Genomic DNA, 19,928 nt, shown 5'->3' with positions numbered 1-19,928 from the left:
AGCGTGGCGTGCTGTTACGTCTTGACCGCGCACTTCCCAAACCCGCATTGAATCCCCTTTGAAACAGATATTAATCCCATGATCTAACCCATCATCGGAGGTATCTATGCAGACCAAATTTCGCTTTACCAATGCAGCCATCAAGGCTTTGTCCGCACAACAACGAGAGGCTGGCGCTACTGAACTGGAGTTCTCCGATACAGAGGTCATCGGCTTAAAACTCTTGTCAGGAAAAAGCCAGGGCAGTAAGCGTTTCCTACTGCGCTATACCCTCCAGGGCAAGAAGCGCAGCATCGCTTTGGGACGATTCGGCGATATCGACGTGAGCCAGGCCAGGACCATTGCCCGCAAGTACAAGGCGATGTTGGCAGAAGGCATTGACCCGGTAGCAGAGCGGGATAGCTACAAAACCGAGCCCACCCTTTCGGAGTTCTTCTGGCAGACCTTTTTGCCGCACCTCAAGACCATCGGCAAACGGTCGATCAACAGCGACATTCAGCGGTTCAAACACAACATAGAACCACGCTTTGGTGCCATGCGTTACCGGCAACTCAAGGCGATGGATGTCCTGCAGTTGCAATCGGAGATGGTTCACCCCAACAACCCTCAGCAGACGGCCTACGCACCGAGTACCGCCAACCGGGTTCTGGCCCAGTTAAAGACCATGGGCAGCTATGCGGTGCGCTGGGGCATTCTGGACACCAACGAGGCGGCCAAGATCAAGCTGTTGAAGGAGGACAATGCCAGGACGCGTTTCCTATCGATTGAAGAGATGAAACGGGTCATTGAGGTGGCATTGCAGGATCGCAATCAAGCCGCAGGCAGCTTCATCGCGATGCTCTACCTGACGGGGGCAAGAAAATCAGAGGTGTTACTCGCTAAATGGGAACATGTGAACTGGGAGGATAAGACGCTCTTCGTACCCCTAACCAAGAATGGCAAGAGCCGGATCATTTACCTGAGCACATTGGCTATCGATATTCTGGAGAAGCTCCCCAGAATAGCCGGTAATCCCTATGTGTTCGCGAGTCAGCACATTCGCTGTCAGGGCAAGCCCATCGGTGAACCAAGGTGCGCCTATGAGAGGGTGTTGGAGAAAGCCGGTATCGAAAACCTTGATGAGGTCTGCTTCCATACGGCTCGCCATTCGGTCGCCAGTGCCTTGGTCTCTTCCGGGCAATACAGCCTGTATGACGTCAAGGCGCAATTGGCCCACGCCAGCATTCAATCCTCCCAGCGGTATGCAAAGCTGACCTCTGAGCGCAGTCGCAATATCAGCGAAGGTCTCTCGTCGATGATCCAGGCGGAGTGACCGAAAAGGTATTGTTTATAAACAGATATTAATAACCAGACAGCGCTGTTACATAGGCTGTTGGTCCACATTTCACAGTTCCCAGGCCCTTAAGTTCATCTGAACTTAAGGGCCTTTTTGTTGGAGAGAAACACGATGAAAACTTGTATGGAATGGCCGGAGGAGACATTGCTCGCGGCCTACCCGGCACTCCATGTCTCGGTCATGGAGCAAATTATCGAGCCCTTTTCATCAGTAGAGGAGGCGAGGGCATTCTGGGACGCGACTGGCTGCTGCCTGATCATAATCGAGATGACGGCCTCGATGAGTGAGTTCCAGATCATGCCACAGCACACTCAGAATCAGGTGATGTTCGGTTTGCGTTACCCGGAGCAAGAGTTCGCCATATCCGAAGATTGGCGTCTGTTGCTGGCCATCCTCAACGATGAGGGAGCGGGCATTTACCTGCTGATCCACTCAGATGCACCGCTGCTTCCCACCCTGGAGGCGATGCACCATGAGTAACCCCAGCCATAGCGACATCATGCGCAAGTTAAAAGAGATCAAGGGGATTAAGGAACTGCTGGAAAAGGCCGTGCTGTTGTATGTCCTGCTCACGGATGGCGATCTGCCGGTCTGGTGCTATGCGCTCATCATCGGTGCGCTGGCTTATCTGGTAAACCCGTTCGACGTGGTACCAGATCCCATTCCATTTGCCGGTTATCTCGATGACTTATCGGTCATCACCTCGGCATTAGCCGCATTACCGGTTAAGTCACATCATCGTCAATCTGCCAAGGATCGGATGAGATCACTGTGACAGTGATGGAGTCGGTCCTGTCGCGCTATCGCGTTTTCTATGACCCTTTATCTATGACCCATCTACCGATGATCTGGCGATCGCAATCACCGGTTATCTAATGACGTTGTAAGGAAACTATCATGACAAGACCCCGTAAACACCGCGTTGAAGAAACCCCTAAACCAGCCAGCACCACGCCAGCCGACGAAAGCCCTCTCACATCCGGAGCAAGCGACTGCGCCGACCCCCTCTCGCCAGCCCTTGCGGCTGACGCCGACAAGGCCAGGCCTGGACCCGGCGACACCGCAGACTCCGTGCCCGGCGGCCCTGCGCCCATACACACCTTGCTCAACCATACCGCCGAGAAACTCAGTGCCCGATCAGAAGGTTTGATTTTCTATGCCATTGGTCGTCATGAAGAGAGTGGCGAGCTGTTCCTGAAAATTACAGGCAATCAGGGCGGGGGTCTGCATAGCAAGGAGTGGATTGCGATGTCGGCGATTGACGATGTGTTGCGTTCCTTGCCCGCAGACAAGCCGTTTAAATCCAGCGTCATGAAGCGACTGTTTAATGGGGGCAGCGCCAATAACGCCGGATTCTTATCAGCCATTCTGCGTTCGGATGGGCTGAAGTTGATCCAGAAGGCAGACGGCAATCCGATGCTGCACGAACTGGTGCCTGATTACCTTGAGCGCTTGGGTTCGCTAACCAATGAGCTCTGTACCGTAACTTCTACCATCGAATAACCCCTGCATAGTGCTCACCTGTCCAAGGGTGATCCCCCCCAAACAACCAATCTGAGGTGATTATGACGATCCCATTTGCGGGCGATTTTGCCCTGCCTGTCAGTCAGGCATTGATGAGTATTCTGGATCAGGAACTGGTTAGATCTGGAATGGTGCTGAAGGGAAAATCCAGTCTGGTCTTCAACTTCCGAGACCCGGATTACGGCCCGGTTCGTGGCGGGTTTCATCCGGTGGAAATTCGGCTGCTAAAGCGTAAAGACCAGTGGCAGTTCGATTACGTGACGGACTTTAGCTATCAGGGGCCGGAGGATATGGCGGAGTTGGTCAAAGAGATCGACTTCAACTTTTTGAGCGAAGAATACTACCTGCTCCGTTACGGCCAGATGGGGCCAGCGTCGGCCAGGGATCTCTATACGATGTGGGAGTCGAATTTCGTCAGTTACTACCAGATGGGCGTGTTTACCGTCTCAGTGGCTGCGTAACCGTCGCACCGGACAGGAGAGGAACAGGAACAAGCGGCGGTTTGGTTCTGGCAGTGGTGCTACTGTGTTCACCTTTCCATGCAGGGCAAGGAGCCATGGACTAACCCAACTCGAAACCGGTCAGCGGCTCAGTAGGTTAGTCCATCCTTCGGCTGCTTCAGGTGTCTCTCTCAGCCACCATCCCCAAAACAAGTATCCCCCGGCCTGTGGCTGGGAGGCTTGTTTTTTTGTCATCGGCGGGGAGGGAGAAAGACAGATATGTGTGTATCCCCAATAGCGTTATTCCACCAAGCCTGATTTACATTAATTATCAGTTAGTTATGTGGTCATCATCTTATGCAACAGGGGTCGGTTGCGCAGTCAGTCCCAAAGCGTCTCTGTCCATTGAACGTCGACAACAAAGAAAGTTCGAGCATCTTCTCATTGTGTGATGGCCGCAAATGTCCATCAGCTCAATGAGGTGATAAGGTAGGACTCCCTCGCATCATGAGTTAGTGTTTGTCACAACCTGAGGTCTGAGCAATCTGGTAGCGACAGCCAGGATGGCAGCGTTGATTGCCACATTAGAGCAACGAGATCGTGCATTGCATTGCATAAGTATGAAGCGTGTTTGGGGCGCTCATACTATATGGCATCCGCCAACGTAAATACGTGTGGCACTGCTCGGTATCTGGCTACTGGAGACTACAGAATTGCCATAGTCTGTTTCGAACGGATAACAAGAGCGGTCCATAGACTGAGGTTTGCATTGTCCATAAGGCTAAGGGTCATTTGGAGTTGTTGATGGATTGGGAAGACCTGCTGCATAGCCTGAGGGACTTGCTGGCTCAACGTGGCAGCACAGAGTCGGAAAAACATGTTCTGGATCTGTTGAAGGAGCGTACAACCGATAATGAGTTGTACTCGCGTGGTCAGACTGAATCGCCCCGGGTTTTCTAGACACTCTGTTGTTGAACATTGAACTGCTTTTCAAACTCTACCGGCGACAGCCCATCATTGGAACCATGGCGCCTGATTGGGTTGTAAAACATCTCGATATAATCAAATACGTCGCTGCGGGCTTCGTCTCTTGTCGGGTAAATCCTGCGCTTGATCCGCTCCCGTTTGAGTAACTGAAAGAAGCTCTCGGCGACAGCGTTGTCGTGACAGTTACCACGTCGGCTCATACTGCAACTCAGGTTGTGGGCCTTCAGAAAGTCCTGCCATTCACCACCGGTAAACTGACTGCCCTGATCCGAATGCACCAGTACCGGCTGCTTTGGCTTGCGCCGCCAAACCGCCATCAATAACGCATCAACCGCCAAGTCTGCCGTCATGCGTGGCTTCATTGCCCAGCCGACGATCTGGCGAGAAAACAGATCTAGCACTACAGCCAGATACAGCCACCCTTCTTGAGTACGGATGTAGGTAATGTCGGTCACCCAGGAGATATTGGGGGCTGGGGTCTTAAACTGACGAGCCAGCATGTTCGGAGCAGCCTGCGGGCTCTTACCCCCATAATGCCCCTTACGGCGCTGATAGCCGGTTTGCGAACGCAGTCCTTCTCGCCTCATTAATTTGGCCACACGGTGCTTGCCGCAGACTTCCCCCAAGTCACGAAGGTCACGATGGATCTTGCGATAACCATAGACAGCACCACTTTCCAGCCAGGATTGCTTGACCAACCCCGTTAGTCGCTCGTCCTCGTGCTGTCGTGGCGATGTAGGCTGTTTCAGCCACGCGTAGAAGCCACTTCGGTGAACCCCCAGGGTCTGGCACAGGGTAGCGACACTGTACCGGTCGAGTCGGGAGGTTATGAACGCGTACCTTTCCTTGACTCGCTGGCAAAGTACGCGGCGGCCTCCTTTAAAATGTTGCGCTCATCGGTGACTTGGCGTAGTTCGGCTTTCAGACGGCGGATCTCGGCTTGCAAGGCTGACTCTTCATGCTGTTGGTCAGCGGGCTTACCGTACTGTTTGAGCCAGGCATACAGGCTATGGCTGGATACCCCGATGGCTCGTGCAACGTCAGCCACCGGCCGCCCGCGCTCGGTGACTTGTTTAACAGCTTCGATTTTGAATGTTTCTGGATAACGCTGACGGGTCATAACACCTCCAATAGTTGCCTCATTTTAAGGCTGCGAGGTGTCTAGGGAACTGGGGGCGATTCAACTTAAGGGTCCCGCGCATTCCCGCGTTGAGCTGACGGCCACCGTCCTCAGCATCACGGTCTTGCATCAAATTGATCGAGATCTCGTTGGCTCCGATCGTATAGGTTGCGCTGTAATCACCGCAAATGCTGTCGGTTACACATTCAAAAAACGGCACCGACTTATCCTTTATTGTGCGGATGATCACCGGCTTGACTTTCAAGGTATTGGTCGCCTGACTGACTAATTCCTCGAAGTCTGCCTTAGCCTGTCTGACAGAAGCAACGGAGTCGTCTTGGTACGACGCTAGGGTACCGCCGAAGGAGAACACTTTATGTTGGTAGACCGCATAGTAATAATCACCCGTAGCTGGTCGTCCTAAGAATCCCTCGCCCACCTTGGGTTTGCCGCGAAAATCTTCATCAATGTCACTACGCCAGTCGTAGCGTATCAGACCTTCGTTGACCGCTTGGAGTGTGGTGATGGGCAGGCCGACAGTCAGGGTTTTGAAGCCCGTGTTTGCGGCAATGGCCGGTGAGGCAATGAGACTGACGGCACAGGACAGTGCAGAGAGCAGCAGGGTTTTATGGGTCAAGGTGACTCCTTATGTAGATAGTTGGTTGATGTGGGGTGAATCGCCACCAGCGATCTAGACACTTCCCAGCCATAACGGCTTGCGATTCACTCTCGGTTTGCTAGCAATAATGTCAATTACGCCTTTGCCTGACGCCACTTAGTTAGCCATCGATACTGTTCGGGATGAATGCGCAACAGTTCTGCGATAACTGCTTCACGCTTATCGGCTGTCATCCGGGTAAGAAGCGACCTGACATCCGACATAATACTGTCACGACCAGCGCCTCTGGCTTCCGCCTTGCAATACCACTCATGTCCCTCACTAATGTTGCCAAGCTCTATACAGACTGCACCAAGAAGTGTGCAGGGGCGAAAGTTGTTGGGTTGAAGGCGGTGAGCTTCAGCGCCCATGCTCAATGCGGCAGTATGTTCGCCATGGTCACGCATCGCACCACCATGCGTGGTGAGAATGGCTGATTTCAGCTTTGGCTGACCCTGCCTCTTGGCTGGGATGGCACTTAGCAGCGCAATCGCCTCATTCGATGCTGCGCATTTACGCAAGTGTCCGCTGGCATTGACTGCACTCCATGGGTTCTTGCTGTTGCGGTACTCCGCTAGCCAGTGATCCGCTTCGAGTCGGTTGTAGGTATGCAGAATCTCCTTTGTCTCGTACTCACGGCCATTGCTCTTGAGCCAGATGGTTTCAGTCTCCAGTAGCCGTGTACCTGCATCCAGCTTGAGAAGGATTGCCATGAGCTGTTTGAGGTGATGTGATTCGACATATCCAGTTACACCATACTTCTCCCTGAGTGCTTGGTTCTTCATCCGTGCGATGTACTTGGGGTCACTTTCACGCTGAATTCGCTCAGCCTCAAGTCGCACACTTCGGGCTTTCTGCTCGGCTTTATAACGTTCTTCATCTGCGGCCTTCTGAGCGGCGATCTCGCGTTGTTTCTGTTGCGCAAGCTCGTTTCGTTGCTCCTGTTCCGCTTTCCCTTTTTGGTCGAAGTGCTCTTGGGAGAGTTCGCCGGTCAAGAAGCACAGCAAGGCATTCAACCCTCTGTTCAAGAGAAATTGTCTGTTAGCTGCTGATATCGTCGCGCCTTGTCCAGCAGCGACAAGGAGGCTGTACAACCTGGCACCGCCCGTGATCGCACTGGTGATATCATCCACCCAGAATTGTCTGGCCAGTTCATGCGGGGGGAGGGACACAGAATTCTGGCCATCGGCCAGACCATTTTTGATCCGGAATTTCTGCAGGTAATCCCAAGTGGGATTTTGACTGGTCTTCTCTATATGAGGCTTGTCGTCTAGCTGACCAGCCAAGGGCTTCGTAATTGAAGGTTGGTAGCGATGCACAATCTTTCGGCCCTTATAGTAAAGAGATTTAGAACGGCGCAGCTCTTGTTCTACCCCAGATTGGCGTCTGAACTCAGGGAGAGTCATATCGCCGTTGATAAAGCCCCTCAAGGCGTTGAGATCGTAGCTGGCTAGAATGTCGTAGCGGGGCGAAGTCAGAGGCTCATTCCTGAATATGGCTACGAGCAAACTATGGAGGTTATCGCCTATCGATAGGGCAGCAGGAATGTCATCGACACCGTAATAAGTTGCGAGATCCATGGGCGAGATAGACATCGAGCACACTCCTTGTGCAAAAAAAGAATTAGTACAATAGCGCCGCTGGCTTTTTACCCGCAATGGGTGGCTTCAAATTCATCGCTGCGAATCCCCCTGTGTTCCCCTATAGCTCAAAGCCTCAAACCGAGGGGCATTCAAGGGAGGGGTACTTTTGCCGACTGATGCAAAATCAGTCGGCAATACAGTCTTGTTAGCCTGCTTTGGCGACGTCCCGTACTTTTTGCTCTACTTGGTGCGCGATGGCTTGAATCTGGGCCAGTTCTAGTGAGCCGGCCCGAAATTGGGGGAGTTGCTTGGGGAGTGCAGCGGCACTGACGATGTAGGGGAAGGTGATCTTCTGGCGTAAATCCACAAACCAGCCAGGTAGAACCAGAACGCCACCTACCGGGACTTCGGTCCCAGTTGCACTGTTGAGCCAGTTACGCACTGTGGTGACGTTACGGCGGACCTGTTCGAGCGGCGCTTTTTCAACATGGTTTGGGAAGTGAAGCGCATCATTTTCGACCCGAACCTTGAACTGTTTTTCGCCATTGTTGATGGGTTTGGAGCGGCCTTTAGTCTCGATGACAAAGACCCCGTTAGGGCAGATGATCAAATGGTCGATATTGAATCCATCAAACGGGATATCGTGGTAAACCCGATAGGGGTGGTGTTGGGGCCTAACGATTTGGTCCAGCTCCTGGCCAACCGCAAGTTCACAGGAGTAACCCAGCTTGAGGTGCTGAACCTTGTTGGCCATTTTGTAAGTTTTGGTTGTGCCATAGATAAAGATACCCAGCATCACGATCCCGGAAATCAGCATCACAGTCGTGCTCATAGCCCTCTTATCGATATAGCTCTGTAACAAGAGGTAGAACCCGATCATCATCAGGGTCAATGGCGTGAATAGCATTTGGGAAAAGAGATCTATTTGTAGGTCCTGGATTTGCTGTTGCAGGGTGTGACCCGCTGGCCTGAGCAGGTCGGCGGTCAACGGGCTGACCCTATGTGAGCGAAGCCTTTTTCTTATTAACAAGATGATCCCGACAGATAAGAAAATCGGGCCCAAGAACAAGCCAGAAGTTGCCAGAATAGATACCGCGAGCGACGAGAATTCCATTTCATGCATCTTTTGGGGATGTGGTGAGGACAGGTTAGCTGACCTATAGGAGTCTATCCATTGGGATGTGGGGCAAGTATCACAGTATCTGATTATCCCCCAATGGAGATCTTACACCTTGTGGTGTTAGTGAGATAAAACAGAGAGTTACTGCGCCCCCTTTGTGCGCAAATGGGGTTCGTTGCGCTTGGGTTTACTTGGCTGGTTGTATGTCTACTGATACAACCCGGAAGCTGGGCGGCTGTAGTAACACACTCGGTGGCCTTAGCAAGCTGTCCTATGACAACACTTCCCATTGCCCACCCTTGCGCGGACCAACAAAGCGTAATCGTCCTGCCTTAACCAACGCCGCCGCCGCTCGCTCCACAGTGCTGGTCGATCTGCCTATCCGCTCGGCTACTTGTTTAAGGGTCAAGGTCGGCTCAGCCACCAAGATAGCCAACACCGCATCCGGCGTTTTTACCCGCATTTCTACCGGCGTTTCTACCCGCATTTTTTCCAGCTGTGTGAACTGTGATGCCGGTTGTGCGGCAATCGCCTCGGTCAACGCATCTCGCAGCGCCTCTAGCAGAAACAGAATAAAATCGGTGCAGTCACTCAGCCTGTCGGCCAGACTTAATTGGTGGTAGTAGTGCTCTTGGCGCTCTTTGATGATCGCTTCCACCGGCAGGAAGGCCATCACTGGTTGCCAACGGCTCAAGATCACCGTTTGCCACAAGCGCCCCATACGACCATTTCCATCGGAAAAGGGGTGGATAAACTCCAACTCGTAGTGCAAGGCACAAGAGGCGATCAAGGGATGGGCCTCTGTTTCTGCCAACCATTGCATCAGTTGTTCCATCAGACGCGGAACCTGAGTCGCGGGGGGAGCCATATGTACTAATTGCTCACCCCGATAGATGCCGACCCCAGCACTACGCCATTGCCCTGCATCGTCGCATAACCCGTGCATCAAACGTTCATGGGCCCTGAGCAAATCCGCAGAAGAGGTAGGGGCCCAAGCCGACATTGCTTCATAAGCGGCAAAGGCATTGCGCACCTCCTGGATCTCACGGGGTAATCCCAGTACAGGTTTGCCGTCGATCACTGCCGTGACTTGATCCAGGCTCAGGGTGTTGTGCTCGATAGCCAGGGATGCCTGGATGGTGCGGATCCGGTTTTCCCGGCGTAGCATGGGCACTTGCGAGCTCTGCGTCGAGCGCCATTGCCCCACCAATTCTGCGATCTCCGCCACCCGGCTCAACATGGCGTGGGTCAGGGTGAAGGGAGGGGAATAGGCTGCCATGGGGGACTCCGACTGAAACGATTGCAAATGCGAAGGCTCAGAGATTATCAGATCGGGGGCAAGACCAACACGCCGGCGTATCTTTGCGAATTCTGTGATAAGCGGTATGCGATGTTCTATGACGGGGTGCGATTTGTTGCGAACTTGCGGTGTTACTCGCTCCATCTGCTTGCTATTTCATGCAATGAGATGCAAACGAGTTCCTTTGATTTAAAATCCCTCGACGTTCGCGTCGTGCCGGTTCGATTCCGGCCTCGGGCACCAGTTATTGAAGAAAGCAATCAAAGACTTACGAAGGCCACTAGCGATAGTGGCCTTTTTGTTTTTCCTCCGTGTCCACCTTTGATCCAGATTGCATTGTTCAGCCCCTTCTTTGGGTCATTGTGCCCGTGGTCGTCGGGCAGGGCATCACTGATTGGCGAGACGAAAAGCGCCGGCGGGCTGCCGGCGCTTTCTGGTCTTGTTGTATTTGATGCCGTGGCCTGGCTGAGCCTCGGTTTGCAGGAGATGGCCTCGTTAATAGGTCAGGTAGCTGCTGCCACCCCCGCTCTTGCCGCCGGCGTTGCTGCCGTCGTCCCCGGTCGGGGGAGGGCCTGCACCGTCGGAGGAGGCGCAGGCAACCAGCATGAGCTGCGCTGCTATCAGGCAGATTTTCCATATTTTCATGATGTTGTCCTTTACTGCTTGGCCTGTCCCGCGGCCGCTCTGAAGGGGTCGGTCAAGCCGGACACGCAAGCATGAGTTTAGCCCACCGCCTCTTTTTCATCTGTGGCTCACCCCGCTCAGGCCATGCCCCAGGCGGCCCATGAGAGCCAGTCCCATGGGCCAACTGCAGTCATGGCTCTCCCCTTGACCGGCGCTCTCCCCTTGATGGAAGCTGGGCCCTTCTCACAAAAGGACGAAGACATGGTACTGATACTGGGCAAGGGGTCGTCAATCAATGTGCGCAAGGTGTTGTGGGCCTGCGCCGAGCTGGATCTCCCTTTCGAGCGGGAGGAGTGGGGGAGCGGTTTTCAGTCCACCCGGAGTGCCGAGTTCCTGGCGTTGAATCCCAACGGTATGGTGCCGGTCATGAGAGATGGGGACTTCACCCTGTGGGAATCGAACAGCATCATCCGATATCTGGCGACGCGCTATGGTGACGGCTCGCTCTATCCCGCCGAGGCACGAGCGAGGGCCAGGGTCGATCAATGGATGGATTGGCAGTCGTCGGACTTGAACCGCGCCTGGAGCTACGCCTTCATGTCGCTGGTCAGGCACTCCCCCGCCCATCAGGACAGCCAGGCGATGGAGGCGAGTTGTGCCGAGTGGTCCAGGTACATGCAGATCCTGGACAGGCAGCTCGAGGCCACCGGCGGCTATGTGGCCGGGAGCCGCTTCTCGCTGGCGGACATTCCCGTCGGCCTGTCGGTGAATCGCTGGTTCCATACCCCCTTCGAGCGCCCGCCACTCGCGGCGGTGAGCGATTACTACGCGCGATTGAGCGAGCGCCCCGGCTTCTGTCTGTATGGCAATAACGGGATGCCATAAGCAGAAGCGCGAGATCTGCGCCAGTGCCGCACCCGCCAACCTCTATACGTCAGCGCCTCGCGCCAGAGCCCAGGCGCCTGGGTTGGGCTGCCAGCTGCGCCGGAGGCGAAAGGAGTGGCTCGCCCATAAAAAATCCGAAACCCAAGGTTTCGGATCCTTGCCCGGGGGGCATACACATCGAGTGCTGCAAGAAACGGATTCAGCCGCTCAGCTGCGGATCTTGTTGTAGAAAAACAGCACTATCAAGGCACCCACTGTGGCGATAAGTATGCTCGGCAGGTTGAAGCCGGTCACCGTTCCCATGCCCAGCAGGGTGCCGATGTAACCACCCACCATGGCGCCTATGACCCCCAGGATCACCGTCATGAAGAAACCGCCCCCATCCTTGCCCGGCATTATCCATTTGGCCAGGATGCCGACGATCAATCCCAATACAACCCAGGTAAGAAATCCCATCATCTAGTCCTCATTTGTGTGCAGAGATACAGAGTATATGCAGGGTTCGGCGTTGCATCCTGCTCGGGGAGGGGGTGGGACAGAAGTTGTCATATGGGCATCCCTCATCCCCGAGGGGGACCGTCACTCGGGGAGGGGACGGCTCTCGAGGCGCTGGCCCTGCGGGGAGCAGCTCAGCACGGATCCTTGCTCGAACCAGTCTCCCAGCACGATGCGCCGCGCCGGCTTGCCGTCCAGCATGAAGTCATGGACTGCGGGCCTGTGGGTGTGGCCATGGATAAGCAACTGGCAGCCATGCTGGCGCAACAGCGCATCGACCGCCGCCGGGGTCACATCCATGATGGTCTGTGGTTTGCCGGCATTCTCCATCTGGCTCTGGCCCCGCATCTTGCAGGCGATGGCCTGGCGGCGGCTGAGGGGCAGGCGCAGGAAGAGCCAGCGCAGCCATTTTTGCTGGGTGATGCGGCGAAACTTCTGATAGCCCTCATCCAGGGTGCAGAGCAGGTCCCCGTGGCTCAGCAGCACCCGCTCCCCGTAGAGATCGATGACGCAGGGGTCGCCGAGCAGCGTCATGCCCGCCCGTTTGGCAAAGGCCTTGCCCAGCAGGAAGTCGCGATTGCCGTGGATGAAGTAGATGGGCACGTCCTGCCGGCTCAGGGCCAGGAAGGCCTCGGCCACCTGGCTGTGGAGCGGGTTGGGATCGTCGTCGCCAATCCAGAATTCGAACAGATCTCCCAGCACATAGAGGGCATCGGCCTTGGGGGCGTCGCGCTCGAGAAAACGCACCAGTGCGGCTGTCATGTCGGGCCGCTGGGCGCACAGGTGAATATCACTGATAAAAAGGGTGCTCATGATGTGGGATGAGTGCTCTTGATGGGTTCCGGGCAAAGGGGGGCAGGGGAGTCTGCCGGGGTGGACGAGTCGCATTGGGACGGTGCCTGCCAGTGGAGCGCGGCAAGATCGCGCCCCTCCAGGGTCAGCAGCGCGGCGTAAGGATCGCCGCCAAGGCCAAGCAGACGGCAGATGGCCGCCTCTCCCTTGAGCCCTGCCTCGAGGCGAAGGCGCAGCACGGCCTGATAGAAGTCGTGGCCAAAGTGCCCCAGCAGGGCGGCCATCAGGCTGAGGTGACGCCAGCCGTTGAGCGTCTCAAGCGGGGCTTGGGTGACATAAAGCTCCACCGGCCAGCGCGCCTGGTCCGGGCCTGTCAGGGTCTGCTCCAGCAGCCACACCTGGTGCCCCTTGTCGCTGGCCGTCCAGCCCTGCTCACGCAAGAGGGCGGCGAGGCGCGCGGGATCAGGGTGCTGGCAGAGGATGTCGAGATCGCTGCCGGGCTTGTCGAGCCCGATGGCGACGGTGCTCACCAGCGCCAGGTCCTGGCACAGGCGTTCAAGCGCATCCCAGCATCCTGCGTTGAGCAGGGCATAGGCGGAACGCTGGCGGGGATTGCCCTGGGCCAGATAGTCGAGGCGGCGCCAGTTGGCGGGGGTGGCCTGCGCAGATGGAAAAACTGCGGCCGGGGCCGCAGTTATATCAGTGCGCAGAAGGCGACAATCACTCAGCAAGGGTCACCTTGGTGATGACGACGTCTTCGGTCGGCACGTCTTGATGCATGCGGCCGTAGTTGCCGGTCTTGACGCCCTTGATCTTGTTGACCACGTCCATGCCGGCGGTGACTTCACCGAACACGCAGTAGCCGAAGCCCTGGGTGGTGGGGGACTTGAAGTCCAGGAAGTCGTTGTTGTTCACGTTGATGAAGAACTGGGCGCTGGCGGAGTGCGGCTCCGAGGTGCGGGCCATGGCGATGGTGCCAATCTTGTTGGACAGGCCGTTGGCCGCCTCGTTCTTGATGGAGGCGCGGGTCTCTTTCTCTTCGAAGCCCGGGGCATAACCGCCGCCCTGGATCATGAAGCCGTCGATGACGCGGTGGAAGATGGTGTTGTCGTAGTGACCGTCACGGCAGTATTGCAGGAAGTTGGCCACGGTCTCGGGGGCTTTTTCCGCGTTCAGGGTCAGGGTGATGTCGCCGTGGTTGGTGTGCAGAGTAACCATGATATGTCCTTTCAAATGTTGCGCGAGCACGAAGCCGGCTCGCGGCTGTTGCATGGGCTATGGCCTAAAGTGGTGGCAATTCTAGCCCATCAAGGGGCTGCGGCATAGATGGCATGGGGGATCCGGCGCTTTTTCTGCCTCGTTTTCTCCACCGGATGCGGTTAGAATGTCAGGCCATTTTACTCACAGGCAGTGGTCATAAGATGCTGAAGATATACAACACACTCACTCGTCAAAAAGAAGAATTCAAACCTATCCACCCGGGCAAGGTGGGCATGTATGTGTGTGGCGTCACCATCTACGATCACTGTCATATCGGCCACGGCCGCACCTTCGTCTCCTTCGATGTGGTGGCCCGTTACCTGCGTTACGCCGGTTACGATCTCACCTATGTGCGCAACATCACCGACGTGGATGACAAGATCATCAAGCGCGCCGCCGAGACCCGGGTCACCTGTGACGACCTCACCGAGCGCCTGATCGGCGACATGCACCAGGACTTTGACGCCCTCGGCATGCTGCGCCCGGACATCGAGCCCCGCGCCACCCAGCACATCCATGAAATCATCGCCCTGGTCGAAACCCTGCTGGAAAAAGAGCACGCCTACGTGGCCGACAACGGCGATGTGATGTTCATCGTCGAGTCCTTCGCCGACTACGGCAAGCTCTCTGGCCAGGATCTGGAGCAGCTGCAGGCCGGTGCCCGGGTCGACGTGGTCGAAGCCAAGCGCAACCCGTTGGACTTCGTGCTGTGGAAGATGTCCAAGCCCGGCGAGCCGACCTGGGACAGCCCCTGGGGCCCGGGTCGTCCCGGCTGGCACATAGAGTGCTCCGCCATGAACTCCAAGCACCTTGGCAACCACTTCGACATCCACGGCGGCGGCTCCGATCTGCAGTTCCCCCACCACGAGAACGAAATAGCCCAGTCCTGCTGCGCCCACGGTGGCGACTACGTCAACACCTGGATGCACAGCGGCATGGTGATGGTAGACAAGGAGAAGATGTCCAAGTCCCTCGGCAACTTCTTCACCATCCGCGACGTCCTGGCCCATTTTGACGCCGAAACCGTGCGCTACTTCCTGATGTCCGGCCACTACCGCAGCCAGCTCAACTACTCGGAAGACAACCTCAAGCAGGCCCGCGCCGCCCTGGAGCGGATGTACACCGCCCTGCGCGACCTGCCGGTGGCTGTCGCCGCCGGTGGTGACGAGCAGGTGGCTCGCTTCGTCGATGCCATGGACGACGACTTCAACACCCCGGAAGCCTACTCCGCCCTGTTCGATCTGGTGCGCGAGATCAACCGCCAGAAAGCCGAAGACATCAATGTCGCCGCTGGCCTGGGTGCCCGCCTGCGCGAGCTGGGCGCCGTGCTCGGCATACTGCAACAAGACCCGGATGCCTTCTTGAAGGGTGGCGAAGCGGACGACGAAGTGGCCGAGATCGAGCAACTGATCGCCCAGCGCAACCAGGCCCGCGCCGACAAGAACTGGGCCGCCGCCGACGCCGCCCGCAACCGTCTCACCGAGATGGGCATAGTGCTGGAAGACAGCGCCGGCAAGACCAGCTGGCGCCGTGCCTAAGGCCAGTTGCCCTGTTGGTGCCAACAGGTTGAGCCAATAAAAAAACCGCAGCCCTTGGGCTGCGGTTTTTGTTTGTGGTCTGCCGGAGGGCTGGTACTTTCTATATATTTTGAATATCTGTGATCTTTGCGAATATCTGTAATTGAATGGTAGCTGTTTTAATTTTTGAAAAAACTAGATGAATGTCCTAAATACCTATCTCCAAAGAGCTGAAATATCAATATCATCGCTGTCAGGTCTACTACCCTCAGCCATCTCGTTGAACTGAACAACCATTGGAATATCGAAGGATGTTCCAGTTATAACAGCACATCCTTTTGCTAGATTAGGTATCATCTGTCTTGATAAATCATCGAGTGAGCTAATAGTACTTTCAAGTAACTTAAGGTCTCGTTCATTAACTAATCTATGGATAAAGAAGTTATGTAGTTGAGACATTATTGTCGGAGATATATCAGCAGGTCTTTGGCTTGATAAAGTTAAAAAGAAGCCAAACTTACGACCTTCTTTTATTATTTCCTCGAACAACTCTAACCTGTAGTCTTTCCAGCTTTCACTTTCTCGATTGGACTGCGTTGAGAGGATATTATGAGCCTCATCTATAATCATGTGAAAGGTGTGTTTAGGGGGACTTTGATTAATGACTTTATGTTTGTGTGAACCATAGTAATACTTGGCAAGTAATAATGGTAATATCTTTTTTATTTCTTGGTTTGTCTTTCTAAGAGATATAACTGTCAGCAATTTGTTTGACGGTGGTTCATCACCAATGCTGAATACCCGTTCAAGTGCAATCAATGACGCTTCCACTCTCTTTAAAAGAGGCTGGATATGTTCAAATTGTACATAACCACTGATGAGGTCGGAAAGTAGTTGAGCGTTAATTCTTAGCCTTAGCTCACCAAATGATGATAATTGGTTTATGTTAATAGCATCAATATGTTGCTTACAATACTGATTGTAAGTTTCATCGTTATCGCCACCATTGAAATACTTCTGATAATTTGGAAAGTAGAGCTTTTCCTGATTACTATGCCAACCCATCTGTTCTGCAAGTTGCTTCATATTGTGAGAGTTTATAAGTTTTGATATTTCGAAAATTATATCTACAAACTCTTTTTTCTGAGCTGTGCTAGTTAGGGCTTTACGTAATGTCGACTTGACGTAATTAGTAAGACTATCGGGGGTGTTTTTGAATTTATTTCGTCCGGAAACAAGCCGCTTTAAGAATGGTTTTTGAGTGTTTTCTGTAGCTTTGAATAGTATCCCAAATAGTTCCTCATCCCAAAATACGTCAGTCATTAGTGGGAATTTATTGCCTTCATTATTACTGGTATCGAGCTGGTATATTTCTTTGAAATCAGCATTTGGAATTAATTGGTTTCGAGTATATTCACCATTGAAATCTATTACGATAAAATTACTAATATTCTGGATGTTATTTATTTTGTTCTTAAATAGAGTTGTGTAGAGATTTGTTAATGTATTCGATTTTCCACTGCCAGTATTTCCAAACACGCCGATATGAGTATTGAAAAGCTTAGCCCAAGGAAGTGATATTGGTACTTCTTCAGTGAGCGTTTCACCGACAATAAAATTACCATCTGGTTTACCAAAGAGTGACTTCACCTGATTGTCACTCATTAAGTAAGCTGTATCTCGTATCATTGGTAAGTGTTTGATACCTTCATGGAAAATATCGAAATGAAAGTATCCTATAGGCACTAACTCAATTTTACGAATGTAACAATTATTTACCTCATCCCTCACTCTCTCATCCAGATATTGTAACCGTTCACCGGCCCCGGCTTGACTAAGCCGAGGTCAGGTTGAATACGTCAGGATAGGGCTGGCCTGTCATGACCGCTGTGACGATCCGGCACAGCACTTCGAGTGCCGACAGCTGGCGCTTCTTGCTCGTCTCAATCACCGACAGCACCCGCGAGCGGAACTTGTCTCCCCGGTCTGAACTCGTGCCGAAACAGATCTTCCGCAGGATCACACTGCCGCGAATACACCGCTCCGCCTCGTTGTTGGTCAGCGGTGTCCCTGGATGCTGCAAGAATACCCACAGCCCGGTTTCATACTTGAGAATATGCTGGCAGCGACCGGCATAACGTCGCACGGGAACCTCGGCACCCTTGCACAGTACCGTCTTGATACTGCGCCGTAATCGCTCCATCCGTCTGAGTCTGATCTGTTCACCGATCAGCCCCGACTCGTAACGGTGCTGGGTGCGAAAGACCGTCTTCAACAGCACGACCAGCCGATGTCCTAGGTAGGCTGTCTGACCGCCGCCGCCATAATCCGCCATCTCTTGCAGGTTGCGCTGGACATGCGCCAGGCAGAATTGATGCCGTGTCGGATCCAGCCAGTGGTAACTGGCGCACTGGTCGGTAACCACAACGCCGTGGGGTGCCGAACCCAGCAGATGCTTGGCATTGTCCTGACTGCGGAAGTAACGAATGTTCTGGAACACCGCATCGTTGCTGGCCATCAACCACAACCACCGGGTATTCGACTCGCCATTGCGCTGATGCGTGGTCTCATCGGCATGGATGATCGGCGCCTTCTGAATATGTTGCTTCAGCGCTTGATGGATGGGGGTCAGCATCGAGCTGATACGCCCCTGGGCTTCCGAGATGGCGCCCACCGAAAAGGTCATGCCGTACTGATCGTGCAGCAAACTCTGAATTTTGCGCACACTCAGATGATATTTCCCTGCTAGCACGGCGATATGGCTAAGCAACCGCGGTCCCATTTGGCCGTTGGGTGCCGAATTGGGCAGTTCGCCTTTGCTGAGCGCATCGCAGTGCTGACAGTGGCCGTGGAATACCTGGTATTCGGTGATTTCCAGCGGCAACTTGGGCAGTTCAAACACCTGGTGACGGAAGGATGGCGCGGCATTGGCCACGACCTCTCCGCCACATTCAGCGCAGCAGGATGCCGGTTTGCAAGCAACCACCTGATCGGTGGATTGCAGCAGACTTAGTTCTCGTCGATGCCCCGGGTGTCCAGGTTGAGCGCCAACCTGATTTCGGCCACGAGGCGTCGCAACTTTTTTCGCTCCGCCTTAGCCGCGGGCGAGTCGGAGGATGGTGATTTGGACGAGTTACGAGAAGAGAGAGCCAGACGGTCCTCGTACTCGCGTAGCTTGTTCCATAGCTCCTGGATGATGCGGTTGGCATCATGGAGGTCGTGCGCCTGAGGCGCTGCATTTTCGAAGAGTTTTTTCTTGTTCATGGACTTATGTTGACGGACTGGGAGGATCTATCAACCCCCGAAAGTGGATCAAGAGATGATCGTCATATTTGACTGTCAACGGGGGGCTGGTGAACGGTTACCAGATATTCACCTTGTACTCTGGCAACGATATCTCTGAATCCTCGACGGATTAAGATAAACTCCTGAATTGACACACCATTGAATTTTTCTCCAAAATAGAAAAGAGTTTCTTTATTGGATTCTTCATAAAGTGCTACGATGATATTTGTGCCTCTAACAGAAATAACTTCACCAATAGCAATGCTCATAGACTACCACCCAATTCTACAGCTTCAGTTTCATTGGGTTGTGCAGCTGCTTCTTTGTCACGTTCTTTTTTTTGTGGCACTAGGGTGGAAATTGAACGATTAAATTTGCTGAAATTTAGAAAACCACTATCAGAATAAATGAACTTTACATTTTGATAGCCATTGAATTTATCTTTCATCCACCTTAATTCCGACTCATTAAAGCATGATACGTACATTGTCAGTGATGGATTAGACAAAGAGCGCTGTACTAGGGTGAGGATATGTTCATCAGCAAAAGAGAAGCCAAATGTTACAAGAACTGAATTTTGCCTCTCTAATTCATAGCTCAAATGGCGTAGGATTTGATAGTAGGCTTCTTCAAAAACAGTTTCATGGAATTTCCACTTTGTTGGATTAACAATAGGTATTTTATTATATTCTTGCCAAAAAACATCGATATTTAAAGATGTTAAGTCCTCCGTTTGATAAAATGCATCTATGTCAATGTTTGTTTTATCGGCGTCGTACAAAATGCTTCTAAAGCGATCGACCAATTTATTTTCATTTTCATCAAATGTAATATTGTAATTACTTGATCCATAATTAAGTTCAATTTCGCCATCTCTACCCCCCTTTTCCCCAGGGCGGGAGCACACTTTGTTGATATTTTAACCAAAGAATAACTGAGCCCGATAGTCGTCATTCCAGCCGGCTCTTTTTAGCTTGTTTCTCTGACTTCGAGCACCACAAT

The 19,928-nt window shown here is 53.5% G+C and carries 21 protein-coding genes; 7 read left to right on the top strand and 14 right to left on the bottom strand.

Translation table 11 applies throughout. From position 1 onward, the window contains the following. Positions 1-106 precede the first annotated feature (106 nt). The 5 genes from ACB030_RS05205 to ACB030_RS05185 all read left to right on the top strand — a co-directional run bounded on the left by ACB030_RS05205 (position 107) and on the right by ACB030_RS05185 (position 3,321). On the top strand, positions 107-1,312 hold the full coding sequence (locus ACB030_RS05205) for a tyrosine-type recombinase/integrase (protein WP_371158532.1): 1,206 nt from the start codon (positions 107-109) through the stop codon (positions 1,310-1,312). Positions 1,313-1,459: 147 nt separating this feature from the next. Further along, entirely contained in the window at positions 1,460-1,816 is a 357-nt protein-coding gene (locus ACB030_RS05200; RefSeq protein WP_290017384.1) for a hypothetical protein, read from the top strand. Beyond that, positions 1,809-2,111 carry a YkvA family protein gene (locus tag ACB030_RS05195; RefSeq protein WP_025201450.1) on the top strand — a complete coding sequence of 101 codons (303 nt, stop codon included), beginning with the start codon at positions 1,809-1,811 and terminating at the stop codon, positions 2,109-2,111. The genes ACB030_RS05200 and ACB030_RS05195 overlap by 8 nt, the downstream gene beginning before the upstream one ends. Before the next feature lie 122 nt (positions 2,112-2,233). Beyond that, positions 2,234-2,839: a hypothetical protein gene (locus tag ACB030_RS05190; protein WP_371158531.1), complete on the top strand. Its 606-nt coding sequence runs from the start codon at positions 2,234-2,236 to the stop codon at positions 2,837-2,839. Between the two features lie 62 nt (positions 2,840-2,901). After that, positions 2,902-3,321 carry a DUF2787 family protein gene (locus tag ACB030_RS05185; protein WP_371158530.1) on the top strand — a complete coding sequence of 140 codons (420 nt, stop codon included), beginning with the start codon at positions 2,902-2,904 and terminating at the stop codon, positions 3,319-3,321. Positions 3,322-4,256: 935 nt separating this feature from the next. Here the strand turns inward: ACB030_RS05185 and ACB030_RS05180 are convergent. From ACB030_RS05180 to ACB030_RS05155, 6 genes are all read right to left on the bottom strand, one after another. Further along, positions 4,257-5,407, bottom strand: a protein-coding gene (locus ACB030_RS05180) for an IS3 family transposase (RefSeq protein ID WP_242377828.1) whose coding sequence is annotated in 2 segments (ribosomal slippage) — positions 4,257-5,179 and positions 5,179-5,407 — 1,152 coding nt in all. Because the reading frame shifts where the segments join, the coding sequence is not laid out codon by codon here. 19 nt (positions 5,408-5,426) lie between these two features. Further along, positions 5,427-6,044: a hypothetical protein gene (locus ACB030_RS05175; RefSeq protein WP_371158529.1), complete on the bottom strand. Its 618-nt coding sequence runs from the start codon at positions 6,042-6,044 to the stop codon at positions 5,427-5,429. Positions 6,045-6,160: 116 nt separating this feature from the next. Continuing rightward, the gene (locus ACB030_RS05170; protein ID WP_371158528.1) at positions 6,161-7,660 is read right to left on the bottom strand and encodes a hypothetical protein; all 1,500 of its coding nucleotides are present in this window, start codon (positions 7,658-7,660) and stop codon (positions 6,161-6,163) included. A 193-nt stretch (positions 7,661-7,853) separates the two neighbouring features. After that, a complete protein-coding gene (locus ACB030_RS05165; protein WP_371158527.1) occupies positions 7,854-8,762 on the bottom strand; it encodes a nuclease-related domain-containing protein in 909 nt (302 codons plus the stop codon). A gap of 277 nt (positions 8,763-9,039) precedes the next feature. Continuing rightward, the gene (locus ACB030_RS05160; protein ID WP_041206994.1) at positions 9,040-10,047 is read right to left on the bottom strand and encodes a Fic family protein; all 1,008 of its coding nucleotides are present in this window, start codon (positions 10,045-10,047) and stop codon (positions 9,040-9,042) included. Between the two features lie 516 nt (positions 10,048-10,563). Next, positions 10,564-10,713 carry a hypothetical protein gene (locus tag ACB030_RS05155; protein WP_162520054.1) on the bottom strand — a complete coding sequence of 50 codons (150 nt, stop codon included), beginning with the start codon at positions 10,711-10,713 and terminating at the stop codon, positions 10,564-10,566. Positions 10,714-10,953: 240 nt separating this feature from the next. On the opposite strand from ACB030_RS05155, the gene ACB030_RS05150 reads away from it, so the two are divergent. Further along, the gene (locus ACB030_RS05150) at positions 10,954-11,577 is read left to right on the top strand and encodes a glutathione S-transferase family protein (RefSeq protein ID WP_371158526.1); all 624 of its coding nucleotides are present in this window, start codon (positions 10,954-10,956) and stop codon (positions 11,575-11,577) included. Positions 11,578-11,784: 207 nt separating this feature from the next. Here ACB030_RS05150 and ACB030_RS05145 read toward each other — a convergent pair whose 3' ends face one another. From ACB030_RS05145 to ACB030_RS05130, 4 genes are all read right to left on the bottom strand, one after another. Continuing rightward, complete coding sequence (locus ACB030_RS05145) at positions 11,785-12,033, bottom strand: GlsB/YeaQ/YmgE family stress response membrane protein (RefSeq protein WP_025327423.1); 249 nt, start codon at positions 12,031-12,033, stop codon at positions 11,785-11,787. 123 nt (positions 12,034-12,156) lie between these two features. Then, on the bottom strand, positions 12,157-12,885 hold the full coding sequence (gene lpxH, locus ACB030_RS05140) for a UDP-2,3-diacylglucosamine diphosphatase (protein ID WP_371158525.1): 729 nt from the start codon (positions 12,883-12,885) through the stop codon (positions 12,157-12,159). Further along, on the bottom strand, positions 12,882-13,595 hold the full coding sequence (locus ACB030_RS05135) for a DUF4269 domain-containing protein (protein ID WP_371158524.1): 714 nt from the start codon (positions 13,593-13,595) through the stop codon (positions 12,882-12,884). The genes lpxH and ACB030_RS05135 overlap by 4 nt, the downstream gene beginning before the upstream one ends. Beyond that, on the bottom strand, positions 13,585-14,082 hold the full coding sequence (locus ACB030_RS05130) for a peptidylprolyl isomerase (RefSeq protein WP_025327420.1): 498 nt from the start codon (positions 14,080-14,082) through the stop codon (positions 13,585-13,587). The genes ACB030_RS05135 and ACB030_RS05130 overlap by 11 nt, the downstream gene beginning before the upstream one ends. Positions 14,083-14,285: 203 nt before the next feature. Here ACB030_RS05130 and cysS point away from each other — a divergent pair, with 203 nt between their 5' ends. Continuing rightward, entirely contained in the window at positions 14,286-15,662 is a 1,377-nt protein-coding gene (gene cysS, locus ACB030_RS05125) for a cysteine--tRNA ligase (protein WP_371158523.1), read from the top strand. Positions 15,663-15,857: 195 nt separating this feature from the next. Here the strand turns inward: cysS and ACB030_RS05120 are convergent, their stop codons facing one another. From ACB030_RS05120 to ACB030_RS05105, 4 genes are all read right to left on the bottom strand, one after another. Beyond that, positions 15,858-17,432, bottom strand: coding sequence for an ATP-binding protein (locus tag ACB030_RS05120; protein ID WP_371158522.1), 1,575 nt, complete (start codon positions 17,430-17,432; stop codon positions 15,858-15,860). A gap of 43 nt (positions 17,433-17,475) precedes the next feature. Then, positions 17,476-18,905, bottom strand: a protein-coding gene (locus ACB030_RS05115) for an IS66-like element ISAeme23 family transposase (protein WP_103244595.1) whose coding sequence is annotated in 2 segments (ribosomal slippage) — positions 17,476-18,719 and positions 18,719-18,905 — 1,431 coding nt in all. Because the reading frame shifts where the segments join, the coding sequence is not laid out codon by codon here. 62 nt (positions 18,906-18,967) lie between these two features. Next, positions 18,968-19,195: a hypothetical protein gene (locus tag ACB030_RS05110; RefSeq protein WP_371158521.1), complete on the bottom strand. Its 228-nt coding sequence runs from the start codon at positions 19,193-19,195 to the stop codon at positions 18,968-18,970. Next, the gene (locus ACB030_RS05105) at positions 19,192-19,833 is read right to left on the bottom strand and encodes a hypothetical protein (RefSeq protein WP_371158520.1); all 642 of its coding nucleotides are present in this window, start codon (positions 19,831-19,833) and stop codon (positions 19,192-19,194) included. Before ACB030_RS05105 ends, ACB030_RS05110 begins: the two co-directional genes overlap by 4 nt. Positions 19,834-19,928 lie beyond the last annotated feature (95 nt).

The organism is Aeromonas sp. S16(2024) (assembly GCF_041403065.1).
Classification (GTDB): domain Bacteria; phylum Pseudomonadota; class Gammaproteobacteria; order Enterobacterales; family Aeromonadaceae; genus Aeromonas.
The sequence above is the reverse complement of the archived record's forward strand: the minus strand, read 5'-3'. Positions and strand labels throughout refer to the sequence as shown.